Here is a 23,127-nt window from a genome sequence, read left to right on the forward strand (position 1 = left end):
CTCAGCGCAACAGGCCGGAGTAGCGCAGCAGGCCCCAGCCCGTCAGCACCGACTCGACACGACTCCAGACTGCGCCGGTGCCGATCGGATCCGTCCCGCTCGCGGCGAAGATCTCGGACAGGCTATGCCGTCCGTCCACCCGCGCAATGAGGGGCGCGGCGGCCACCGGCAATTGCAAACGGCCGGACATTCCGTTGAACGTGACCTGCGGGGCCTTGCCCTGCGCCACGGCCTGCGCCAGCGGTCGCGCCTCGATTCCCGTCAGATGCGGCACCAGGCTGCGGTTTCGGCTGCTCGCCGGCGTCTGCCCCGACCCGGCGGCGACGGCGTAGCCGACATGGGTCTTGATGGTGCCACGCAGCATTTCGGCCACGGCCATCGCCTTTTCATCATCCATACCTTCGGGGCGCGGCGCCAGCTCTGCAAGGTCATATAGTACGGGCATGGTGAACCCGGCCAGTTCCCAGCATCCCGCATCCAGCTCCGACAGCAGCGCGGGAATGTCGAAGGCCCGGTCCTGCGAATGCAGCAGAAGATCGTAAAACCCCGCGTCGCTGTCGCGGTGATCGCCTAGGTTGGGGTTGGTGTTGAACGGATGGCCGGCGGGCAGCCGGGCCATCACCTCACGCGCCGCGGCCAGTCTTGCCTCGGGCGCCAGAGTACCGAAAAGCCTGCCGAATGCCTCCTGCAGCGGATAGACCCCGGACCGGCCGTACGGAGCATAGACCATGAACCCCATCCCGCCTCCGGGCGCCAACGCGGCGCGCAGGGCAGCGAACCCGGCGGCCGGATCGGGAAGGTGATGCAGCACCCCGCAGCAATCGATGTAATCGAATTCCCCCATTTCGGGCGCCTCCAGCAGACTGCCGGTGACGAAGGTGATCATTCCCTCCAGTCCTCGCGCGGCGGCGCGGTCCTCGGCTATCCTTCGCGAGGCCGTGGATAGATCCACATAGGTGATCTCGCATGGCTTGCCGGCCTGCGCCATGATCTGGGCAAGCTGAATCAGCGCGTCGCCGGTGCCACCGCCCGCAACCAGCGCCCGCAATGGCATAGACCAGTCACGACAGCCTCCGAACACGAAATGGTCGATCTCCAGCGGATGCGAGGGGGATCCGGTGATCAGCCGCCTGGCCTCGTCGGCGGGGTTACGATCCGGGTAGGGATATGCCTCGTATTGCTCGGTAACCTGGTCCATGCGCGCCTCGCCGATCATTGCACCAAATCATATGCCCGTCGGGCGCGGGAATGCAAAAGCCGTTGTCAGGCTCGCGCACCCCGAACGCACACACGGGGCATCACGATCGTCTTCGTTCACCAGCCGAAGGCGCGCAGGAACTCAGACCGGAATCAACGCCCAGTAATCCAGATCCAGCAGCACGCCGGGAAGATACTTGCCGTCGTCCCCCTTGAGCTCACCCGCCGCCGGCCCCTTGGTCGCCACAAGCCTCAGGCGCAGCGCACCGACCCCCGGTGCCGATGTCCCGCTCCGGTCCAGCACCTCGCTCCAGGCCCGGATCGTGTCTCCGGCAAAGCAGGGGGCCGCATGCGCGCCACCGTTCAGCGCCACGATGACCTGCGCGTTGGCCAGCCCGTTGAAACTCAGCGCGCGCGCCATCGAGATGACATGCCCGCCATAGATCAGGCGCTTGCCGTCCTCGCGCAACGTGGCATCGAAATGCACTTTCGCGGTGTTCTGCCAGAGGCGCGTTGCCATCATGTGCTCGGCCTCCTCCACGGTCACGCCATCGACATGGTCGATCACCTCGCCGACCTGGTAATCGTTCCAGCGATGCGGTTCGCCGGCCAGGGTGAAATCATACCCGGTGAAATCCAACCCTTCCGGAACCACGAGGTCATCCGGTTCCAGCGCGTCCTTCAACTCGGGGATCACGGTTCGGGGTGCAGCACCATCGGGGTCGCGCTTGCGCACCATTGCCCAGCGGACATAATCCAGAACTTCATCACCGTCCTGGTTCATGCCCCGCGTGCGGACCCAGACGACGCCGGACTTGCCATTGGAGTTCTGCTTGAGCCCGATCACTTCGGATGTGGCCCGAAGGGTATCGCCCGGCCAGACCGGCTTTAGCCAGCGGCCCTCGGCATAGCCCAGGTTGGCCAGGGCATTGAGCGAGATGTCGGGCACTGTCTTGCCGAAGACCATATGGAAGGCCGCCAGATCGTCGATCGGTGCCGCGGGCAGCCCGCAGGCACGAGCGAAGGCATCCGAGGACTGCAGCGCATGCCGCGCGGGGTAAAGCGCGTGATAAAGCGCCCGTTCGCCCCCGGATACGGTGCGCGGCACGGCATGATGAATGACCTCACCGACCGAATAATCCTCGAAGAAACGTCCGGGGTTTGTCTTGGCCATGATCACTGCTCTCCCAGCTTGAGATCCGGACTGTACGTGCCGCCCTCGACCTCCTTGACCACTGCCTGGCCACAGCGCATGACGCCGTTCGCCTGATCATAGGCATAGGTCGGGCCGCCATGCAGCGACCAGCCCTGGTTGATCGCCGCTGTGACCTTGTGACAGAACGCCGGCGTGTCGTCGTCGGTAAGGAAACGATACAGCTTCATCGTCTCACCGCGGGAATGGCCACACGCCCAGCCAGGCGTGGATGAAAGCGATCAGCGCGAACATCACCAGCGTGATTGCCACCAAAACGAAATCCTTTTTCGCAGGCCCCGGCTCGGGACGCACCCAGTCTTCCGAGCGGTTGATGACGATCACCTCCAGAACCGCCCAGGCCAGAAGCCCGCCGAACAGGATCAGCGAGGCCAGATCGCCATTCACCAGAAGGTGCGCAACCGCCCAGATCTTGACGGCGGTCAGCTGTGGATGCCGCATCGCCCCCCTGAGACGGCCAGTGGTGGCACTCATCCCGTAGACGAACACGGCCAGCAGCATCAGCAGATTGTTCAGGTGCACAGTCCAGGCCGGCGGGAACCACAGGTTGACGAACGCGGCGCGCTGATACCCGACGACCATCAGAACCAACGCGCCCAGAATGGCGACGGCCACCGCGGCCTTTCCGGCCATGCCCATCGACGCGCGCAAATCCGGCGCGACACGTTTGAACAGATGCGCCGCTGTCCAGAGTGCCAGGCCCAGGATAAGATATGTCATTCTGCTGTCCTCACTCCGCCGCCATGTCGCGTATGGCATCCGCCTTGGCCAGGATACGCTGCGCGGCGACAACATGCAGGTTTTCCACGATCTGACCGTCCACCACGGCAACCCCCTGTCCCGATGCCTGGCTTTCACGATAGGCCGCGATCTGACGTTCGGCCAGTTCGATTTCCGATTGCGTCGGCGCGAATGCGGTGTTGGAGATCTCGATCTGCGCCGGGTGGATCAGGGTCTTGCCGTCGAAGCCGAGGTCGCGGCCCTGCTCGCATTCCGCTTTCAACCCGTCACCGTCGCGAAAGCGATTGTACACCCCGTCGATCGCCACCACGCCGCGCGCCGCGCGCGACGCCATCACGATCATCTGCAGCGCGCTCATTAGCGGCAGGCGGTCGGCACGGGCGCGGCAGCCCAGATCCTTGGTCAGGTCATTGGTTCCGGTAACCAGCCCCGTCACCTGCCGATGCGCCGCGATCTCGCGCGCATTGAACACGCAGAGCGGGGTTTCCATCATCACCCATATTGGCATGTCAGGGTCCAGCATGTCCGCCAGGTTGTCCACATCCGCCGACGTGTTGACCTTGGGCAGCAGGATCGCATCGGCGCCCGCATCATGCAGGGCGCGAACATCCTCCAGCCCCCATTCGGAGGTCAGGGCATTGATGCGTACGATCTTGGTGCGCTTTCCGTATCCGCCCTCACGCAGGGCGGCGGCCAGCGTGGCCCGTGCCGGCGCCTTGGCATCGGGCGCCACGGCATCCTCAAGATCGAATATGATCGCATCGGTGGGCAGGCTGCGCGCCTTGTCGAGCGCCCGCTCCTTGGAGCCGGGAATGTAGAGCACCGAACGGTAGGGGCGCGTATTGCTTTCCATCTGCCTGTCCTCCCGAGTCGACTTCCGCAACTTTCTTGCGCAGACATGCCATTTAACGGAGGAAATGTTCAAGGCTTTTTTCGCCGCGGCGCAGAATCCGTCACGGGGTCCCACGACCGCCCGCGGGGTTAACCCAAGGTTGACCGTCCATTCCACATGCTCGACCCGACGGACCCGGCAACAAGAGGATACAGGAATGATCGGAAATTCGCCCCTTGGCCCGGTCGCGGCTGTCACACTCGGCCTTCTCGGCGCGACGGCGGCCGCGGCCCAGACCTGCGCACCGCGCGAAATAGTCGTTGACCGTCTGGCCGAACGTTATGGCGAGACGCGGCAATCCATGGGTCTTGGCTCCAACAACTCCGTGGTCGAGGTCTTTGCCTCGCACGACTCCGGAACATGGACAATCACGACCACGATGCCCGGCGGCATGACCTGCCTTGTTGCCAGTGGGCAGGCATTCGAGACGGTGACCGAAATGCCACCGCCGGGCGATGACGCCTGAGGTCGGCCATGGCCCCATGGGCCTGCGCACCGCACCCGCCCGTCAGGACAGCCCGTCGATGATCAGTCTGATCCCGGTAACCGTCAGCAGAGCATAGGTGACCGCGAAAAAGACCCGCTCCGGCACCAGCCGGTGCGCAACCACCCCCAACCACGCGCCCAACAGCGCGAACGGCAACAGCAGAAGATCCAGCATCAGTGTCTGGACCGTGAATATCCCCAGAAAGCTGTAGGGGACGAACTTGGCGATGTTGATGAGCCAGAAGATCAGCACCGTGGTCGCCTGGAAACGGGTCTTGTCGAGGCCCCGCGACAACAGGTAGACGGCCGCCGGCGGGCCGCCCGCATGGCTGACAAAACTGGTGAACCCCGCAACCAGGCCGGCGAACATGCCCGCACCCGTCGAAAGGCCGCCGCGCGGTGGCCGGAACAGACGTGCCCGCACGCCGAGTTGCCAGATCACGAAAGCCAGCGATATTCCACCGATCAAAAGCCGGAAATGATCCGGTTCGGCCACCCGGTACAACGCCGCGCCGACCGCCACCCCTGGCAGCGCACCCAGCACCAGCAGCCGCGCGTCGGGCCAGCTCCAGCGGCGCCAGTAGGGCCGCAACGTCGCCAGATCGATTGCCATCAACAGCGGCAGCATTATCCCCAACGCCTGTCCGGGGGGCACCACCAGCGCCAGAATCGTGGCCGACGCAAATGCCGCGCCGGACCCGAAACCGCCCTTCGAAACCCCGGCGAAGACCACCGCAGGCACCGCCACCGCAAAAACACCGATCTCCGCCCCGGTCATGATGCCTTCCCGAAAAACCGCGTGATGCTTGAGCCTTAGCCCGCTGTGGCCCGGTCCGGCAACCCGCCGCAGAAACAATGCCGCAGCGCAGCACTCTTGCGCCGCGGCTTTGAAAGGACTACCCCCGGCGGCGACTTTGTAAGGACCGGAGGCAATTCCCATGGCCAGACCCAAGATCGCGCTGATCGGCGCAGGACAGATTGGCGGCACCCTCGCCCATCTCGCCGCCCTGAAGGAACTCGGTGACGTCGTGCTCTTCGACATTGCCGAAGGCACCCCCGAGGGCAAGGCGCTCGATATTGCCGAAAGCGGCCCCTCCGAGGGCTTCGATGCCGACCTGAAGGGCACACAGGATTATGCGGACATCGCGGGCGCGGACGTCTGCATCGTCACCGCCGGCGTGCCGCGCAAGCCCGGGATGAGCCGCGACGACCTTCTGGGTATCAACCTCAAGGTCATGAAGGCCGTGGGCGAAGGCATCAAGGCCAATGCCCCCGAGGCCTTCGTCATTTGCATCACGAACCCGCTTGATGCGATGGTCTGGGCACTTCAGAAATTCTCGGGCCTGCCCAAGGAAAAGGTCTGTGGCATGGCCGGCATTCTGGACAGCGCCCGCTTTCGGCATTTTCTCAGCCTCGAATTCGACGTCTCCATGAAGGATGTCACGGCCTTTGTGCTTGGCGGGCACGGCGACACGATGGTCCCGCTGGTACGCTATTCCACTGTCGCGGGAATTCCTTTGCCCGACCTGGTCAAAATGGGCTGGACGACGCAGGAAAAACTCGATGGCATCGTGCAGCGAACCCGCGATGGCGGCGCCGAGATTGTTGGCCTTCTGAAAAGCGGGTCGGCTTTCTACGCGCCCGCCACAAGCGCCATCGAGATGGCCGAAGCCTATCTCAAGGACCAGAAACGCGTGTTGCCATGCGCGGCCCATGTCAAGGGCGCCTACGGGCTTGACGGGTTCTATGTGGGTGTACCCACCGTCATCGGCGCCGGCGGGATCGAACGCGTCGTGGAAATCTCGATGAACAAGGACGAACAGGCGATGTTCGATCACTCGGTCAGTGCGGTCAAGGATCTCGTCGAGGCCTGCAAGGGAATTGACAGCGCACTGGCCTGACACACTGCACGTCATGTCACATTGACCGGGGCCGGCACAGTCCGGCCCTGATTCTTTGCGATGCACTCTCCATGACAGGTCGCAGCTTTTGTGATCACAGCCCGGTGGCTGTGATCACAAAAGTGGAAATTTCCCTCCAAATGACCACGAACAGGAGAAAATCGTTTAAATACCGTTCCGGCTTGTGGGTATATCTGGGCCGAGCTTATCAGGAACGGGACAGATTCATGAATATCCACGAGTATCAGGCCAAGGCCTTGCTGCGCTCATACGGCGCACCGGTATCGGACGGACGGGTGGTTCTGCGCGCCGAGGAAGCCAAGACCGCGGCGGGAGAACTCGACGGACCGCTCTGGGTGGTCAAGGCACAGATCCACGCCGGCGGACGCGGCAAGGGCAGTTTCAAGGAACCCGGTGCCGGCGAAGCGGGGGGCGTGCGATTGGCCAAATCGGTCGAGGAAGCCGCGGACGAGGCCAAGCGCATGCTCGGCCGTACCCTTGTCACCAAGCAGACCGGCCCGGACGGCAAGCAGGTCAACCGGATCTACATCGAGGACGGGTCGGGAATAGAAAGCGAGATGTATCTCGCCCTGCTGGTCGATCGCGGCACCTCGCGCGTTTCCTTCGTCTGCTCCACCGAGGGCGGCATGGACATCGAGGAGGTCGCGGCAAAGACCCCCGACAAGATCCTGAGCTTCTCGGTCGATCCCGCCACCGGCTATCAGCCCTTCCACGGCCGGCGCATCGCCTTCATGCTGGGCCTCACCGGCGGGCAGGTGAAGCAATGCGTGAAGCTGATGGGCACGCTCTACCGCATGTTCCTGGAAAAGGACATGGAGATGCTCGAGATCAACCCGCTGATCATCACCGACCGGGGGGATCTGAAGTGTCTCGACGCCAAGATGGGGTTCGACTCCAACGCAGTCTACCGCCATTCCGATATCGGCGAGCTGCGCGACGTGACCGAGGAGGATCCCAAGGAACTGGAAGCCTCCAAGTATGACCTCAACTACATCGCGCTCGACGGCGAGATCGGCTGCATGGTCAACGGAGCAGGGCTTGCCATGGCCACCATGGACATCATCAAGCTCTATGGCAGCGAACCCGCCAACTTCCTCGACGTGGGCGGCGGCGCCACCAAGGAGAAGGTGACCGAGGCGTTCAAGATCATCACCTCGGATGACAACGTGAAGGGCATCCTCGTGAACATCTTCGGCGGCATCATGCGCTGCGACGTGATCGCCGAGGGCGTTGTCGCCGCGGTCAAGGAAGTGGGCCTGACCGTGCCCCTCGTGGTGCGTCTCGAAGGCACCAATGTCGAGGAAGGCAAGGAGATCATCCGCAATTCCGGCCTCAACGTCATCGCCGCCGACGACCTGAAGGATGGCGCCCAGAAGATCGTGAAGGCGGTGAAGGGGTAACGCGTTGGCTAGCCGCGAGCACCTCCAAACGCCATTCTTTGTCTCGTGTGCTGATTCGCGCACAAACGAGATAATCGACGATGAAGAATGGTACTACCCGACTTTGGACGAAGCGAGGGCACAGTTCAATCAGGTGCGCGATCAAGGTAACCGTCACGTTTATCTTGGGGAGATCGGAGTGTTTGCGGCCGATAACGATGAACTCAAAGTCGACTACATGACTTTCGATACAACTAACAATGACTGGTGGCGCGAATGCTCGCCTCTCAATCGCCTAAATACTCGCGGTTTTGGGCGTGCTTGGGTACATGAAGCTTATGCTACAATTTACATGCCCGTCGCCGACTATAACTGGAGGCTCTAATGGCCGTACTCGTAGACAAAAATACAAAAGTGATCTGTCAGGGCCTCACCGGCTCGCAGGGCACGTTCCACTCTGAACAGGCGATCGCCTATGGCACCAACATGGTCGGCGGCGTGACGCCGGGCAAGGGCGGCACCACGCATCTGGACCTGCCGGTCTTCAACTCGGTGCACGAGGCAAGGCACGAGACCAAGGCCGATGCGTCCGTCATCTACGTGCCGCCCCCCTTCGCCGCGGACAGCATCCTCGAAGCGATCGACGCCGAAATGCCGCTGATCGTGTGCATCACCGAAGGCATCCCGGTGCTCGACATGATGCGCGTGCAGCGGGCGCTGGAAGGCTCCGCCTCGGTGCTGATCGGCCCCAACTGCCCCGGCATAATCACGCCCGATGCCTGCAAGATCGGTATCATGCCGGGCCACATCCACAAGCGCGGCTCCTGCGGGGTCGTCTCGCGCTCGGGCACGCTGACCTACGAGGCAGTGAAACAGACCACCGATGTGGGCCTTGGCCAATCCACCTGCGTGGGCATCGGCGGCGACCCGATCAAGGGGACCGAGCATATCGACGTGCTGGAATGGTTCCTTGCCGATGACGAGACCGAGAGCATCATCATGATCGGGGAGATCGGCGGCTCGGCCGAGGAGGACGCGGCGCAGTTCCTCATCGACGAGGCCAAGAAGGGCCGCAAGAAACCGGTTGCCGGGTTCATCGCCGGGCGCACCGCGCCGCCGGGCCGGCGCATGGGTCACGCGGGGGCCATCGTCGCCGGTGGCAAGGGCGGTGCCGACGACAAGATCGAGGCCATGCGCTCGGCCGGCATCGTCGTCTCCGACAGCCCCGCCGGCCTTGGCGAGGCGGTGTTGGAGGCGATCGGCTGACAATGCTGAACCCTTGTCCACAAGCGCTGAGGGCAGCCCCCGACCGTGGGTGGGGGAGAAGCCCCCGCCCGTCAAACCAAAGGTTTGCCTTCGGCAAAACGGGGCGGTCGGGGACTGCCCGGCGTGAGCGCCGGGCGGGAGGCCTGTGATGGGGCCGACGCAAGCAGTCCGAGCGGGTCTTGAACAGGCATTCACTTTTCGTGGACGTGCGTCACGCTCCGAATTCTGGTGGTTGGCACCGTTGAACGGCGTGGTCGCCTTGAAAGCAGGGCAATGGGCAGGGTCTTACCTTGTCTTCCTTGTGTTTCTTATCCCCCTTCTGAACGCCAGCGCGCGACGATCACGTGATGGCGGTTATGATCCCATATGGATGGGATCTGGCATCGCCGCAGTCTTGATTGGCTGGGGTATCGTAATTGTTGGCATCTCCCCCTCGGGTGGCAACCCGACGGTGTGGCCTATGGTGACCGGAATGTGCATTTTGAACGTTGGCCTGCTGGCCAGCCTATTGGTTCTGATATCCCCCTCAAAACCCGATCCCAACCCTAACGAGGTCCCAAAATGACCGACCAATCCCCCAACGACCTCTTCCACGCCTCCTCCTTCATGCAGGGGGCGAACGCCGAATACCTCGAACAGCTTTACGCCCGCTACGCCAATGATCCGGGCGCGGTGGACGATGCCTGGGCCGAGTTCTTCCGACAGCTGGGCGACGGCGAGGTGGACGTCAAGAAAGAGGCCGCAGGCCCGTCCTGGGCTCGCGCCGACTGGCCGCCGCAGCCAGATGACGACCTGACGGGCGCACTGACCGGCGAATGGCCTGTCGCCCCGGCGGAAACCCGGGAAGCCGCGAACAAGATCAAGTCGAAAGCGGCCGAGAACGGAGTGGAGATCACCGACGAGGCGGTCCAACGCGCCGTGCTCGACTCGGTTCGGGCGCTGATGCTGATCCGGGCCTACCGTATCCGCGGCCACCTGATCGCCGATCTCGACCCGCTCGGCCTGCGCGATCACGGGCCGCGGCCGGAACTCGATCCCAAGTCCTACGGCTTCACCGAAGCCGACATGGACCGCCCTATTTTCATCGACAACGTGCTGGGCCTTCAACTCGCCTCGATCCGCGAGATCCTCGAGATCGTCAAGCGTACCTATTGCGGCACCTTCGCGCTGCAATACATGCACATTTCTGATCCCGAGGAAGCGGCCTGGCTCAAGGAGCGGATCGAGGGGTTCGGCAAGGAGGTCAAGTTCACCCGCGAGGGTCGAAAGGCGATCCTCAAGAAGATGGTCGAGGCCGAAGGCTTCGAGAAATACCTCCATGTCAAGTACATGGGCACCAAGCGGTTCGGCCTGGACGGCGGTGAAAGCCTGATCCCCGCGATGGAGCAGATCATCAAGCGCGGCGGCAGCCTGGGCCTTGAGGAGATCGTGATCGGCATGCCCCATCGCGGGCGGCTCAGCGTTCTGGCCAACGTGATGGGCAAGCCCTACCGCGCGATTTTCCACGAATTCCAGGGCGGCAGCTTCAAACCCGAGGACGTGGACGGATCGGGCGATGTGAAATATCACCTCGGCGCGTCATCGGACCGCGAATTCGACGGCAACAAGGTGCACCTGAGCCTGACCGCGAACCCGTCCCACCTCGAGGCCGTGAACCCGGTGGTCATCGGCAAGGTCCGCGCCAAGCAGGACCAGTGGAATGATACCGAGCGCACAAAGGTCATGTCGATCCTGCTGCATGGCGATGCGGCCTTCGCCGGACAGGGCGTTGTGGCCGAATGTTTCGGGCTTTCCGGGCTCAAGGGGCACAAGACCGGTGGCACGATGCATATCGTCGTGAACAACCAGATCGGGTTCACCACGGCACCGCATTTCAGCCGCTCCTCCCCCTACCCCACCGATATCGCGCTGATGGTCGAGGCGCCGATCTTCCACGTCAACGGAGACGACCCCGAGGCGGTGGTTCATGCCGCCAAGGTCGCCACCGAGTTCCGCCAGAAATTTCACAAGGACGTGGTGATAGACATCATCTGCTACCGTCGCTTCGGGCACAACGAGGGGGACGAGCCGATGTTCACCAACCCCCTGATGTACAAGAAGATCAAGACCCACAAGACCACCCTCAGCCTTTATACCGAAAGGCTGGTCAAGGACGGGCTCATTCCCGAGGGCGAGATCGACGACATGAAGGCGGCGTTCCAGTCCTACATGGCCGACGAGTTCGAGGCGGGCAAGAACTACCGCCCCAACAAGGCTGACTGGCTGGATGGGAAATGGTCCCATCTCGACACCAAGGACGAGGATTACCAGCGCGGCGAGACCGCCATCAAGCCCGAAACATTCCAGGAAATCGGCCGCGCGCTGACCACCGCGCCCGAGGGCTTTACCCTGCACAAGACCGTGGGCCGGCTGCTGGAGGCCAAGGCCAAGATGTTCGACAGCGGAACCGGATTCGACTGGGCCACCGCCGAGGCGCTTGCCTTCGGCTCGCTGCAGCTCGAAGGGTACCCCGTCCGCCTTGCCGGGCAGGACAGTACCCGCGGCACCTTCAGCCAACGCCATTCCGGCCTGATCAACCAGGAAACCGAGGAGCGGTATTTCCCACTCAACAACATCCGCAAGGGCCAGGCGCAATACGAGGTCATCGACTCGATGCTGTCGGAATACGCGGTGCTGGGCTTCGAGTACGGCTTCAGCCTTGCTGAACCCAATGCGCTCACGCTCTGGGAGGCGCAGTTCGGCGATTTCGCCAACGGCGCGCAGATCATGTTCGACCAGTTCATCAGTTCCGGCGAAAGCAAGTGGCTGCGCATGTCGGGCCTTGTCTGCCTGCTGCCGCATGGCTACGAGGGCCAGGGCCCCGAACACTCTTCGGCGCGGCTGGAACGGTTCCTGACCATGTGCGGCGGCGACAACTGGATCGTGGCGAACTGTACCACGCCGGCCAACTACTTCCATATACTGCGCCGGCAGTTGCATCGCACCTTCCGCAAACCGCTCATCCTCATGACCCCGAAATCGCTCTTGCGGCACAAGATGGCGATCAGCCGGACCGAGGAATTCACCACCGGCTCCAGCTTCCACAGGGTGCTGTGGGACGATGCCCAATACGGCAATTCCGATACCGAACTGAAGCCCGACGACGAGATCCGCCGCGTCGTCCTGTGCTCCGGCAAGGTCTATTATGACCTGCTGGAGGAACGCGACGCGCGCGGCCTCGACGACGTTTACCTGATGCGGATTGAACAATTCTATCCGTTCCCGGCCATTTCGATGGTCAAGGAACTGGGGCGTTTCAAGACAGCCGAATTCGTCTGGTGTCAGGAGGAACCCAAGAACCAGGGTGCCTGGGCCTTCATGGAACCGAATATCGAATGGGTCCTCACCCGCATAAAGGCCGGCACGACGCGCCCCGAATATGCCGGACGTCCGGCCACGGCTTCGCCCGCGACGGGCCTCGCGGCGCAGCACAAGCAGCAACAAGAGGCGCTGGTGGATGCCGCGCTGACCATCAAAGGGAAATAACCAATGTCGACAGAAGTCCGCGTCCCCACCCTGGGCGAATCCGTGTCGGAAGCCACGGTTGCCACATGGTTCAAGAAACCCGGCGATCCCGTTGCCGCAGACGAGATGCTGTGCGAACTGGAAACCGACAAGGTCACGGTCGAGGTTCCCGCCCCCGCCGCCGGCACCATGGGCGAGATCGTCGCCCAGGAGGGCGAGACCGTCGGCGTCGATGCCCTGCTGGCCACCATCACCGAAGGTGCCGGCGCCGGCAAGGACGAGGCCAGGACATCCGGCGGCGCCGATGAAACGGCCGACAAACCCGCCACCACCGCCCCCGACAAGGGCGACAAGGGCAATATCGACGTGATGGTGCCAACGCTGGGAGAGTCTGTCTCCGAAGCCACCGTCTCGACCTGGTTCAAGAAGGTCGGTGACAGCGTCAGCCAGGACGAGATGCTGTGCGAACTGGAAACCGACAAGGTCTCGGTGGAGGTCCCCTCGCCCGCCGCGGGGACGATCACCGAGATCCTCGCCGGCGAAGGCACCACGGTACAGGCCGACGCGCGGATCGCCGTGCTCTCCGGCTCCGCGGACGGAACCATGGAACCGGCCGAGCGCCCCGAACCCGGATCCGGCACGTCCGGCGACACGCCCCCGGCCGAGAGCGCAAGCGATGCCGATGTCGAGGACGCGCCTTCGGCCAGGAAGGCCATGGCCGAGGCCGGGTTGTCGCGTGACCAGGTCGAAGGTTCGGGCCGTGACGGCCGCGTGATGAAGGAAGACGTGGCCCGCGCCGCCGCCGCCGGCACCGCCGCGCGCGGCTCGGGTTCACAGGCCCCTGCCCCCGCCGCGGCGCCCCGCGCCCCCGTAAGCGCCGACGATGCCGCGCGCGAGGAACGTGTCAAGATGACCCGCCTGCGCCAGACGATCGCCAAGCGCCTCAAGGACAGCCAGAACACCGCCGCGATGCTCACCACCTACAACGAGGTGGACATGGGTCCGGTCATGGACCTGCGCAATCTCTACAAGGACGAGTTCCTCAAGAAGCACGACGTGAAACTGGGCTTCATGTCCTTTTTCACCAAGGCCTGCTGCCATGCCCTCAAGGAGGTGCCCGAGGTCAACGCCGAGATCGACGGCACCGATATCGTCTACAAGAACTTCGTGCACATGGGCATCGCCACCGGCACGCCCACGGGCCTCGTCGTGCCGGTGATCCGCGACGCCGATTCGATGGGTTTCGCCGCCATCGAGAAGGCCATCGCCGAGAAAGGTGCCCGCGCCCGCGACAACAAGCTCAGCATGGCCGAAATGCAGGGCGGCACCTTCACCATCTCCAACGGCGGCGTCTACGGCTCGCTAATGTCCTCGCCCATCCTCAACCCGCCGCAATCGGGCATCCTCGGCATGCACAAGATCCAGCAGCGGCCGATGGTGGTCAACGGCGAGATCAAGGCCCGCCCGATGATGTATCTCGCCCTCAGCTACGATCACCGCATCGTCGACGGCAAGGGCGCGGTGACGTTCCTCGTGCGGGTCAAGGACGCGCTGGAGGACCCGCGGCGATTGCTGATGGACTTGTGAGCGATCCGGATTACGAATGGGACGCCGCGAAGGCCAAGCAGAACTTGGCCAAACACGGCGTACCGTTCGAGACGGTCACCGGGTTCGACTGGCGCACGGCGATCGAGGCCGAGGACACCCGCTATGATTATGGCGAGACGCGGATGCAGGCCCTTGGCAAGATCGACGGCAGATACCACGTACTTGTCTACGCTTGGCGCGGCGACCGTATCCGCGTAATCTCGCTGCGCAAGGCCAATCGGAGGGAAATCCCATGACACCCCGCCCCAAGCCACCAGAGGACTATGACGACAATCCGCCACTCGATGCGGATTTCTTCTCCCGCGCCCGCCCCGCCGCGCCCGGCGAGGCCGCCCGGCTACGCGCCGTGTTGGAACGCATCGTCAAGGCGCATGAGGAGGGCCGTCCCGTGGATGAGGCGATTGCGCAGGCGCGTGAAACGCTGGCGGATGCGGAGTGATTGGGTTGGCAAACCAGTCATTTAGGATGGGTGCCAACCTACTTTGAGTGCTGCCTCAATCTGGGGAGTAAGTGAATTGGATTTCGTAGCGCTCCTTACAGCATTTGGTGTAGGTTCAGTAGTGACAGCCATCATTCAATTCTGGCTATCTAGCCGTGCCGCCGAGAAGCAACGCATGTACGATGAACGCAAAGACGCCTACATTGGTCTTCTTGAATCATGGAGGGAATTCGAAAGCACAGAACCGAGTGAGAGAGGCAAGTACGAAATAGGACATTGGTTGCTACGTTCGCAATTGGTTGCCTCTAAGCCAACTTTGCTCCACCTAAATAATTGGGAACAAACGATCCCTGGTAGCCAAGAACGCTTTGAAGCAACGAAGGCGCTTAAGACCGCTATGCGGAAAGACTTGTGTTCGTTTTAGCCTTGATGGATCAAATGACCCCCGAACTCACCGCCCTCACCCTCGCCGCGCTCCTGCAGGTCGTCCAATACCTGCTCTACGCCATCCCGGCCAATCTCGAGCTTGGCCCCGGCTACACAACCTCGCCGCGCGACCACGATCCGACAACACCGATGTCCGACGGCACCGCCCGGCTGGGCCGCGCGCTCGAAAACCATTTCGAAGGGCTGATCCTCTTCACCATCGCCTGCGTCACGGTCACGCTCGGCGACAAGTCCAACATCTTCACCGCCGCTTGCGCCTATGGCTACCTCGCCGCCCGCATCGGCTACATCCCCGCCTATTATTACGGCCTGCGCCCGTGGCGCTCGCTGATCTGGGCAGTGGGCTTCCTCGCCACCGTGCTCATGCTCTTGGCGGCACTCGTCTGATGCTTCATCTTTCCATAAACACTCCGGGGGAGTCGCGCCCCCGCGCGACGGGGGCAGCGCCCCCAAAACCCCACCGACGCGATACCAACAAAATACCGACGCGCAAAAACGAAAGGACTCTGACCCATGGCCTCCTATGACGTGATCATCATCGGCTCCGGCCCCGGCGGCTATGTCGCTGCCATCCGCTGCGCGCAACTCGGCCTGAAAACGGCTTGTGTGGAGGGCCGCGAAACCCTTGGCGGCACCTGCCTGAACGTGGGCTGCATCCCCTCCAAGGCGCTCCTGCACGCCTCCCACCAACTCCATGAGGCCGAACACAACTTCGCCAGGATGGGCCTCAAGGGCAAGGCCCCCTCGGTGGATTGGAAGCAGATGCTCGCCTACAAGGACGAGGTCATCGGCCAGAACACCAAGGGAATCGAGTTCCTGTTCAAGAAGAACAAGATAGACTGGCTCAAGGGCTGGGGCTCGATCCCGGAGGCGGGCAAGGTCAGGGTCGGCGATGAAACCTTTGACACAAAGAACATCATCATCGCCACCGGCTCGGAAACCTCGCCCGTGCCCGGCGCCGACGTGACCGTGGACGAGAAGATCGTCGTCACCTCCACCGGCGCGCTGGAATTGTCCAAGGTGCCCAAGAAGATGACTGTCATCGGCGCCGGCGTGATAGGGCTCGAACTCGGCAGCGTCTATGCCCGCCTCGGCAGCGAGGTGACAGTGGTGGAATTCCTCGATCACGTCACCCCCGGCATGGATGGCGAGGTTCAGAAGAATTTCCAGAAACTGCTCAAGAAACAGGGACTTGAATTCATTCTCGGCGCGGCTGTCCAGTCGGTCGAGGCGCTCAAGACCAAGGCCAAGGTCCATTACAAGCTGCGCAAGGACGACAGCGAGCACCAGCTTGACGCCGATGTCGTCCTCGTGGCCACCGGGCGGCGCCCCTTCACCGAGGGGCTGGGGCTCGGGGAGCTGGGCATCGAGACCACCAAGGGCGGCCAGATCAAGACCGACAAGACCTGGCAGACCAGCGTCAAGGGCATCTATGCCATCGGTGACGCCATCGAGGGTCCGATGCTTGCCCACAAGGCGGAGGACGAAGGCATGGCCGCGGCCGAGGTGATCGCCGGCAAGCACGGTCACGTGAATTACGGTGTCATCCCCGGCGTGATCTACACCCACCCCGAAGTCGCCGCCGTGGGTGAAACCGAGGAAACCCTGAAAGATCAGGGGCACGCGTACAAGGTCGGCAAGTTCTCGTTCATGGGCAACGGCCGCGCCAAGGCCAATTTCGCCGCCGACGGTTTCGTCAAGATCCTTGCCGACAAGGAAACCGATCGCATTCTGGGCGCGCATATCATCGGCCCGATGGCCGGCGATCTCATTCACGAGATCTGCGTGGCGATGGAATTCGGCGCCTCGTCAGAGGACTTGGCGCTGACCTGCCACGCCCATCCGACCTATTCCGAAGCGGTGCGCGAAGCGGCGCTTGCCTGCGGAGACGGGCCGATCCATTCCTGAGGGCTGGCCGCTCGCCCGTCCTTGCGGTCCCGCCTCGCCGGATACGCAAACGAAAGTGGGTCGAGCGGTCACCGGTTTCGCGTTTCGGCAAATTCCGGCAAATGCGGCATGCCCGGTCAGAGTCAGGGCGCGAACCCAGCCTCCTTCATCAGGCGGTTGGATGCGGTTTCCACCTCCGCCTCGAGCTGTTTCATGAAGGCCTTCCTGTCCAGCCCCTCGCGGATACGCGGCAGGAATTCCACAACCGCGAGACCCGGCTTGCGCAGGATGCCCTTTCGCGGCCAGAAGACGCCCACATTCGTTGCAACCGGCACGCAGTCCTGCCCGAGTTCACTGTACAAGACCCCCGACCCGACCTTGTAGGGCGCGGATACGCCCGGTGGTATGCGGGTGCCCTGCGGATAGATGATCAGCTGCCCAGGCTGCTGGCGCCCCCTGGAAACATCCCGCACCATCCCCTTTATGGCTTCGCTGCGCTTGCCGCGGTCGACCGGTACGCACCCGATCTTGAGGGCATATTGCCCGATAACCGGCGCCCACATCAATTCGCGTTTCATAATGAACTTGCCGGCCGGCACCGCGCCGAAAATCAGTATGATATCGAGAAATGACTGATGTTTGGCCGCGATCAGAACTTCGTCCTCAGGCGGTATTCCGCGCACTTCCGTCCGGATTCCCACCATCCAGCGGGCTGTCCAGCGTACCCACCGGCACCAGGTTTGGCAGGCGGTCAGCGCACCCCGGCGTGAAAAAAGGGCCCAGGGCAGGAACGCGATGCCGATCACCCCCATCATCACGTAGATCTGCACGACGAACACCAGCGACCGCAGCCATTGCAGCACATGCTTCATGTCATTGCCTCCAATGTCCGTGTCGCGGCTGCACGGGTGGCCAGAAACGCCACCACGGCGGCCACCGGTGGCACCAGCAACGGCCACAGCCAATGCCAGCCCTGAAAGCCGAGTCCGGTCAGGAAACCGCCTGCCGGGTCCGCTTCGGGCAGTGCCAGGACCGCACCGCAACCCAGAACCATGCCACCCGAGGCACCGATCAGCGCCCTCAGCGTGAACCGACGCTCGAACGCCCGGGCGATATAGGAATCACGCGCTCCAACCAGTCTCAGCACACTGATGACCTGGCTGTTGGCTGCCAATGCGGCATTGGCCGCAAGGGTGATCATCGCGCCCATCGTGCCCCCGATCAGAGCCAGCGAAAGCCACCCCAGCAGGCGCAATCGATCGGCGGCCTCCACCAGGGGCCGGCGCCATCTCGTGTGATCGTCCAGCACCGCGCCCGGAACCTCTTCGGACAACCGCAATCGCAAACCCGAGGCGTCATAGCCTTCACCTTCCTCGATCACCTCGATCAGTCGCGGGATCGGCAGGCTGTCGACTGGCAGGTCCGGGCCGAACCACGGTTCCAGGAGAGCGCGCTGCTCTTCCTTCTCCAGCACCCGTGCCGAGGCAATGCCCGGCGTGGACTCCAGAACTCGCAATGCGGCCGCGGTCTGCTCGGTCATCTGACCTTCGGGCGCCGAGATCCGCAGCGTGGAACTGCGCGCCAGTTCCTCGCCCCAGCGGTCCGCAAGCCTTGATGTCGCAAGCGAAAGCGCGAGGGCGAAAACAGCCAGAAAGGCCATCGTGGCGGCACTGAACAGGGTGAGCGACGCGGTGAACCCGGTTGGCGGCACGACGCGATCAGCCTGCGCGTCCCCGGCGACCCAGTTGATCACATTGCCGCGTTCCTCGGTCACAGATCCGCCCCCGCAAGTTGAAGCCGGCGATTGGAAATCCTGAGCACCCGGGTCTGAACGTGGGATTTGGCGGCGCGGATCAACGCCAGATCATGAGTGGCGATCATGACAGTCTTGCCCATCCGGTTCAGCTCGATCAGCAGGCGCATGAGCCGCTGGGACATGTCCCAGTCCACGTTGCCCGTGGGCTCATCGGCCAGGATCACGTCCGGCGACATGATCACCGCGCGCGCCAGCGCGGCGCGCTGCCGTTCGCCGCCCGAGAGTTCCGGCGGCAGGGCGTCGGCGCGGTCCTTCAGGCCGACCCAGCCAACCAGCTCGCGCAGGTTCGCGACCTCGTCAAGGGTATCGCGCCCTGAAACGGTGAGCGGCAGGGCGATGTTGTCGGCCACGGGCAGATGGTCGAGGAACTGGCAATCCTGATGTACCACACCGATCCGCCGCCGCGCCAACGCGATGCCGTCCCGGTCAAGCGTCCGCAGGTCCTCGTCGAAGAGCCGCAAGGTCCCCGCGGTCGGAACAAGAGCGCCGTAGCAGAGCTTGAGCAGGGTTGTCTTTCCAGCCCCCGACGGGCCGGTGAGAAAATGGAACGAACCGGGCTGCAGCTTGAGCGATATCTCACTCAGGAGCTCACCGCCGCCATAGCTGTAGGCCACGTCTTCCAGTTCGATCACGGCTTGTCCCTCATCGCCAATGTCACCCTAAATGCCCGAGGGCGCGATCGCATGCAATCGCAACCACAGGCGCCATGCCTGGCGATCGCCGACAGACACGCATCCTTTGCACTTTTCCGCCGGTCGGTTACACCCTATGCTGACCAACGGGGACAAGCGCCCGCGGAAAGGGACTGGCGACAGGTGACGAGATGAGGCTGACTTGCCCGAATTGCGGTGCCCAGTACGAGGTGCCCGACGAGGTTATCCCGGAATCGGGCCGCGATGTCCAATGCTCCAATTGCGGCGATACGTGGTTTCAGCACCACCCCGATCATGCACCGGCACCTGCGGAGGCTTCGCCCGAGAGAGATCCGCACGGATGGTCCGAGCCGGAACCGGAACCTTCGCCCGAGCCCGCCCACGCGGCCACGGAAAACGAGGACGAACACCGGGATCCGCCGCAAGCACACCCGCGCCGTGAACTCGACCCGGATGTCTCCAGTGTCTTGCGCGAGGAGGCCGACCGCGAAAGGCAGGCGCGGGAGGCAGAAGGCCGTGGCGGGCTGGAAACCCAGACCGATCTGGGCCTCGACGACAAGTCCGACAACGGCGAACGGCGTTCGAGGGAAGCGCGGGAACGCATGGCACGCCTGCGCGGCACCGGCGAAGGCGACAACGAACAGGCTGTCGCATCCGGGCCGCAGCCGCAAACCGGACGTGGTTCCCGTCGCAACATGCTTCCCGACATCGACGAACTCAATTCATCCCTGAGTTCGGAGCGGGCGGGCACCGCCGGGGCGGGGAAAACCTCCGGTGCCTACAATGGGCCTGACGACCCCGAGGACCGCAGCAGCTTCCGTCTGGGTTTCATGCTGGTGATGCTGATCGTGGTGCTTCTGGTCATGGCCTATGTTTTTGCAGGCGAGATCGCGGGTACGCTTCCGCCGGCTCGTCCGCTTCTCGCGCAATACGTGGCCGTGGTGAACGAGGGCCGCATCTGGCTCGATACGCAGGCGACGACAGTGATGCAGTGGCTTGAGGGTTTCACCGCCGATCTGGGAGGCTGACCCGCGCACCCGCCACGGGTTCCGGCAATTCATTTCATGCACCGTGCCCGTCAGAACCGGTCGAGGAGACGCTGCAGGTAATCCAGTTCGATATCCGGCCGGTCCCCGTCTCCGGACCGGCGGCGCAATTCATCCAGAAGCTCACGGGCGCGGCGATACACATCCTCGCCCTGAAGCAGGCTGTCCCGCGTGCCAACCTGTCCGCCACGCCCCGGCGTCCGGCCAAGCGGATCGGATTGCTGATCCCCCGGCTGGCCACGCGCCTGGCCCTGGCCGCCCTGCTGGCGGCGTTGCGCGTCGGCCATCGCCTCGCCAAGATTGCGCATGCCTTCCCGCAAGGCATCCATTGCCTCGGATTGTTGATCAAGCGCCTCGGCAAGATCATCGCCGCGCAGCGCCTCCTCGGCGCCTTCCATCGCGCGGCCGGCCCGGTCGAGCGCATCCCGCGCCGCGTCACCTTCTTCCGTGCCGGCGCCGGGCATCGATCCGCGCTGGCGCTCTAGTTCCCGGCGCAGCGCCTCTTGCCGGTCGGCGAGGGATCCTTGCGCACCGTCACCCGGCTGACGCCCGTCGCCACTGCCCGTTCCGGGTTGACGCTGATGGCTCTCGCCACGGCCCAGGCCGCCGTCGCGGCCTTCGTTGCTTTCGGATTCGCCCGCCTGAGCATTCGGGTTGAATTCTTCCTGCAAGTCGCGAAACGCCTGATCCGACAGGCCTTGCTGCTGACGCAGGGTGTCCGCCAGACCCTCCATCGCGTCCTGGCCCGGCGACTTGCCCTGCTGGCCCTGGCCTTCGGTGACGCGCATGTTCTCCATCATCTGCTGGAACTCGCGCAGCGCCTGCTCGGCCTCGGCCATGCGGCCCTGCTCCATGAGTTCCTGGATACGATCCATCATCTTCTGGAGATCATCCTGCGTCATGCGCATTCCGTCCTGTGGCGGTTGTTGGCCGCCTTCGGGTCCGTTTTCACGCGCGGTCTGCTGCTGCTTCTGGCGCAGGTAATCTTCGGTGGCACGGCGCAACTCCTGCATGAGTTGCGCGATTTCCTCGTCACTGGCGCCGTTGCGCATCGCCTCGCTCAGGCGCTCCTGTGCCTGGCGCATCCTTTCAAGCGCATCGCCGATGTCGCCGTCCTCCAGCAGGACCGCCAGATCCCACAGGGCTTGCGCCGTCTCTTCCTGCGCTTCATCGGTAAGGCTGTCGTGACGAACCAAGGTATCCAGACGACGCAGGATCACACGAAGCCTGAGATAAGCCGTTTCGGAACGAAAAAGCCCCTCCTCCGGACGATGGGATACGGCCCGCAACACCCGCGTCACCCGTTTGCCGTTGGATTTCGACCACAGGAGATCGCGGCGTTGTTCGATCACCGCGGCGGCCAGGGGATCGAAGAACCGCCTGGCCGGCAAGTCCATCCGCCGCGGTTCGCTCCGGCCGGCCTGATCACGGGCGTCGCGTACCCGCAACTCCAGTGTCACCGGCAAATGCGCCCACGGGTGTTGAGACAGGTTTTCGACAAGCGATTCCGTGAACTCGGCCCGATCACCGGTGATCGGCATCGGCAGATCCAGTTCGATCGGCTCCCTCGGGTCAGGTTCGGCGGCCAACCCGTGGCGCCTGTCCACATTGTCCAGATCGAGCCGGAAAATCGCCGTGCCACCGGTGACACCATGATCGTCCCGGGCCGCGAAAGGTTGCGTCATCTGTCCGTCGAAGGTCGTGCTGGCTCCGTCCTGCACGATTTCGACATCCGGCGCGCGATCCGGCGTGACAACGACATCCCATTCACGCCCGCCTGCCCCGGAAATTTCAAGCGTTCCGTCGCGGCGGATGTCAAAGCTCTGGTCCGCCCCCGTCTGCGCGGCACCATCCGCGGGGTCATCCGCCCGCCCCGACACGGTTTCGCGAACCCCCAGGGCGCCGGCCTCGCCGTAAAGGCGCAAGGTGACCCGACTGCCTTCCGGGGCCTTCACCGTGTCTTCCAGATCGTTGAGGTAAAGGCTTGGCAGCCCGGTATAGGCGGGTGGTTCAACCCAGCCTTCCCATGCCGGCCCGGTCGTGAGATCGGCGCCGTTGCGGGGTGCTACCTGCGCAACCGTACCGACGCGCCAGACCGACCCGAACAAAAGCCCGACCACCAGGAGCATGAGCGCCACATAGCGCAAACCGAACGGATCGCGCCGCGCAAGCCTGAGGTCCGGCTCCACTGCACGGGCGGTCGCGGCCCGCGTGGCCATACGCGCCTGGTGAGCCTTCCAAAGATCCTCGGAGGCGTCATCACCGGCGCCAACCGCCTGCACATCCGCAAGCGCCGCCAGAGGCCGGCCCGGCAGCGTGCGATCGATTCGCGACAATGCCTCGTCCCGCCGCGGCCGACGGAAACGGGCGGCTCCGTGATACAGCGCCCAGAGCGCGCAGAGGCCGGCGATTGCCGCCACCGTCCGCACCGCGGACAGTGCGACCAGATCATGCATCCCAACCATAAGCAGACCGGCCACGACCGCGACCAGGCTCCACAACGGCCAGAAAGCGCGTGCGATGCGTTCCGCCCACAGCCCTGCCCAGGTCAGCATCAATGGCCCGCGCAAGCCGGCCTCGATAGGTTCGGGAAGGGAATTTCTTCGTGCCATGCGCCACTCCGATGGGCCC

The 23,127-nt window shown here is 63.7% G+C and carries 23 protein-coding genes; 13 read left to right on the forward strand and 10 right to left on the reverse strand.

All coding sequences use genetic code 11. The features are described 5' to 3' along the window. Nucleotide 1 precedes the first annotated feature (1 nt). The 5 genes from DQW77_RS07830 to DQW77_RS07850 form a co-directional block, all read right to left on the reverse strand. A complete protein-coding gene (locus DQW77_RS07830; RefSeq protein ID WP_113257694.1) occupies nucleotides 2-1,198 on the reverse strand; it encodes a bifunctional 2-polyprenyl-6-hydroxyphenol methylase/3-demethylubiquinol 3-O-methyltransferase UbiG in 1,197 nt (398 codons plus the stop codon). 141 nt (nucleotides 1,199-1,339) lie between these two features. After that, on the reverse strand, nucleotides 1,340-2,371 hold the full coding sequence (locus DQW77_RS07835) for a MaoC family dehydratase (RefSeq protein WP_113257652.1): 1,032 nt from the start codon (nucleotides 2,369-2,371) through the stop codon (nucleotides 1,340-1,342). 2 nt (nucleotides 2,372-2,373) lie between these two features. Beyond that, nucleotides 2,374-2,580: a DUF1737 domain-containing protein gene (locus DQW77_RS07840; RefSeq protein ID WP_113257653.1), complete on the reverse strand. Its 207-nt coding sequence runs from the start codon at nucleotides 2,578-2,580 to the stop codon at nucleotides 2,374-2,376. 4 nt (nucleotides 2,581-2,584) lie between these two features. Then, nucleotides 2,585-3,130, reverse strand: coding sequence for an NnrU family protein (locus DQW77_RS07845; protein ID WP_113257654.1), 546 nt, complete (start codon nucleotides 3,128-3,130; stop codon nucleotides 2,585-2,587). 10 nt (nucleotides 3,131-3,140) lie between these two features. Further along, entirely contained in the window at nucleotides 3,141-4,004 is an 864-nt protein-coding gene (locus tag DQW77_RS07850) for a CoA ester lyase (protein ID WP_113257655.1), read from the reverse strand. A 196-nt stretch (nucleotides 4,005-4,200) separates the two neighbouring features. Between DQW77_RS07850 and DQW77_RS07855 the strand changes: the two genes are divergently transcribed. Further along, nucleotides 4,201-4,509: a hypothetical protein gene (locus DQW77_RS07855; RefSeq protein WP_113257656.1), complete on the forward strand. Its 309-nt coding sequence runs from the start codon at nucleotides 4,201-4,203 to the stop codon at nucleotides 4,507-4,509. A 42-nt stretch (nucleotides 4,510-4,551) separates the two neighbouring features. On the opposite strand, the gene DQW77_RS07860 is transcribed toward DQW77_RS07855, so the two are convergent. Beyond that, complete coding sequence (locus DQW77_RS07860) at nucleotides 4,552-5,307, reverse strand: sulfite exporter TauE/SafE family protein (protein WP_113257695.1); 756 nt, start codon at nucleotides 5,305-5,307, stop codon at nucleotides 4,552-4,554. 160 nt (nucleotides 5,308-5,467) lie between these two features. Between DQW77_RS07860 and mdh the strand changes: the two genes are divergently transcribed. The 11 genes from mdh (at nucleotide 5,468) to lpdA (ending at nucleotide 17,002) form a co-directional block, all read left to right on the forward strand. Next, nucleotides 5,468-6,430 carry a malate dehydrogenase gene (gene mdh / locus DQW77_RS07865; protein WP_113257657.1) on the forward strand — a complete coding sequence of 321 codons (963 nt, stop codon included), beginning with the start codon at nucleotides 5,468-5,470 and terminating at the stop codon, nucleotides 6,428-6,430. A gap of 227 nt (nucleotides 6,431-6,657) precedes the next feature. Beyond that, nucleotides 6,658-7,851: an ADP-forming succinate--CoA ligase subunit beta gene (gene sucC / locus DQW77_RS07870; protein ID WP_113257658.1), complete on the forward strand. Its 1,194-nt coding sequence runs from the start codon at nucleotides 6,658-6,660 to the stop codon at nucleotides 7,849-7,851. 4 nt (nucleotides 7,852-7,855) lie between these two features. Beyond that, entirely contained in the window at nucleotides 7,856-8,215 is a 360-nt protein-coding gene (locus DQW77_RS18025) for a hypothetical protein (protein ID WP_147094945.1), read from the forward strand. Further along, nucleotides 8,215-9,096 carry a succinate--CoA ligase subunit alpha gene (gene sucD, locus DQW77_RS07875; protein WP_113257659.1) on the forward strand — a complete coding sequence of 294 codons (882 nt, stop codon included), beginning with the start codon at nucleotides 8,215-8,217 and terminating at the stop codon, nucleotides 9,094-9,096. The genes DQW77_RS18025 and sucD overlap by 1 nt, the downstream gene beginning before the upstream one ends. Nucleotides 9,097-9,244: 148 nt before the next feature. Continuing rightward, nucleotides 9,245-9,661 (forward strand): DUF805 domain-containing protein, encoded by a 417-nt coding sequence (locus DQW77_RS07880; RefSeq protein WP_113257660.1) that lies wholly within the window; start codon nucleotides 9,245-9,247, stop codon nucleotides 9,659-9,661. After that, nucleotides 9,658-12,621: a 2-oxoglutarate dehydrogenase E1 component gene (locus tag DQW77_RS07885; RefSeq protein ID WP_113257661.1), complete on the forward strand. Its 2,964-nt coding sequence runs from the start codon at nucleotides 9,658-9,660 to the stop codon at nucleotides 12,619-12,621. The genes DQW77_RS07880 and DQW77_RS07885 overlap by 4 nt, the downstream gene beginning before the upstream one ends. Before the next feature lie 3 nt (nucleotides 12,622-12,624). Beyond that, nucleotides 12,625-14,187 carry a 2-oxoglutarate dehydrogenase complex dihydrolipoyllysine-residue succinyltransferase gene (odhB, locus tag DQW77_RS07890; RefSeq protein ID WP_113257662.1) on the forward strand — a complete coding sequence of 521 codons (1,563 nt, stop codon included), beginning with the start codon at nucleotides 12,625-12,627 and terminating at the stop codon, nucleotides 14,185-14,187. Next, nucleotides 14,184-14,444: a BrnT family toxin gene (locus DQW77_RS07895; RefSeq protein WP_113257663.1), complete on the forward strand. Its 261-nt coding sequence runs from the start codon at nucleotides 14,184-14,186 to the stop codon at nucleotides 14,442-14,444. The genes odhB and DQW77_RS07895 overlap by 4 nt, the downstream gene beginning before the upstream one ends. Then, complete coding sequence (locus DQW77_RS07900; RefSeq protein ID WP_113257664.1) at nucleotides 14,441-14,647, forward strand: hypothetical protein; 207 nt, start codon at nucleotides 14,441-14,443, stop codon at nucleotides 14,645-14,647. The genes DQW77_RS07895 and DQW77_RS07900 overlap by 4 nt, the downstream gene beginning before the upstream one ends. Nucleotides 14,648-15,085: 438 nt before the next feature. Beyond that, nucleotides 15,086-15,481: an MAPEG family protein gene (locus DQW77_RS07905; protein ID WP_113257696.1), complete on the forward strand. Its 396-nt coding sequence runs from the start codon at nucleotides 15,086-15,088 to the stop codon at nucleotides 15,479-15,481. Between the two features lie 126 nt (nucleotides 15,482-15,607). Further along, on the forward strand, nucleotides 15,608-17,002 hold the full coding sequence (gene lpdA, locus DQW77_RS07910) for a dihydrolipoyl dehydrogenase (RefSeq protein WP_113257665.1): 1,395 nt from the start codon (nucleotides 15,608-15,610) through the stop codon (nucleotides 17,000-17,002). A 122-nt stretch (nucleotides 17,003-17,124) separates the two neighbouring features. Here lpdA and DQW77_RS07915 read toward each other — a convergent pair whose 3' ends face one another. The 3 genes from DQW77_RS07915 to DQW77_RS07925 are packed head-to-tail and all read right to left on the reverse strand — an operon-like array spanning nucleotide 17,125 to nucleotide 19,429. Then, nucleotides 17,125-17,853, reverse strand: a complete 729-nt coding sequence (locus tag DQW77_RS07915; protein WP_113257666.1) for a 1-acyl-sn-glycerol-3-phosphate acyltransferase — start codon at nucleotides 17,851-17,853, stop codon at nucleotides 17,125-17,127. Beyond that, nucleotides 17,850-18,755 carry an ABC transporter permease gene (locus tag DQW77_RS07920; protein WP_113257667.1) on the reverse strand — a complete coding sequence of 302 codons (906 nt, stop codon included), beginning with the start codon at nucleotides 18,753-18,755 and terminating at the stop codon, nucleotides 17,850-17,852. Before DQW77_RS07920 ends, DQW77_RS07915 begins: the two co-directional genes overlap by 4 nt. After that, a complete protein-coding gene (locus tag DQW77_RS07925; RefSeq protein WP_113257668.1) occupies nucleotides 18,752-19,429 on the reverse strand; it encodes a cell division ATP-binding protein FtsE in 678 nt (225 codons plus the stop codon). Before DQW77_RS07925 ends, DQW77_RS07920 begins: the two co-directional genes overlap by 4 nt. A 191-nt stretch (nucleotides 19,430-19,620) precedes the next feature. Between DQW77_RS07925 and DQW77_RS07930 the strand changes: the two genes are divergently transcribed. Then, nucleotides 19,621-20,478, forward strand: coding sequence for a zinc-ribbon domain-containing protein (locus DQW77_RS07930; protein ID WP_113257669.1), 858 nt, complete (start codon nucleotides 19,621-19,623; stop codon nucleotides 20,476-20,478). A 50-nt stretch (nucleotides 20,479-20,528) separates the two neighbouring features. Here the strand turns inward: DQW77_RS07930 and DQW77_RS07935 are convergent, their stop codons facing one another. Further along, nucleotides 20,529-23,108 carry a TIGR02302 family protein gene (locus DQW77_RS07935; protein WP_113257670.1) on the reverse strand — a complete coding sequence of 860 codons (2,580 nt, stop codon included), beginning with the start codon at nucleotides 23,106-23,108 and terminating at the stop codon, nucleotides 20,529-20,531. Nucleotides 23,109-23,127 lie beyond the last annotated feature (19 nt).

This window comes from Roseovarius sp. TE539 (assembly GCF_003298505.1).
Lineage (GTDB): Bacteria > Pseudomonadota > Alphaproteobacteria > Rhodobacterales > Rhodobacteraceae > Roseovarius.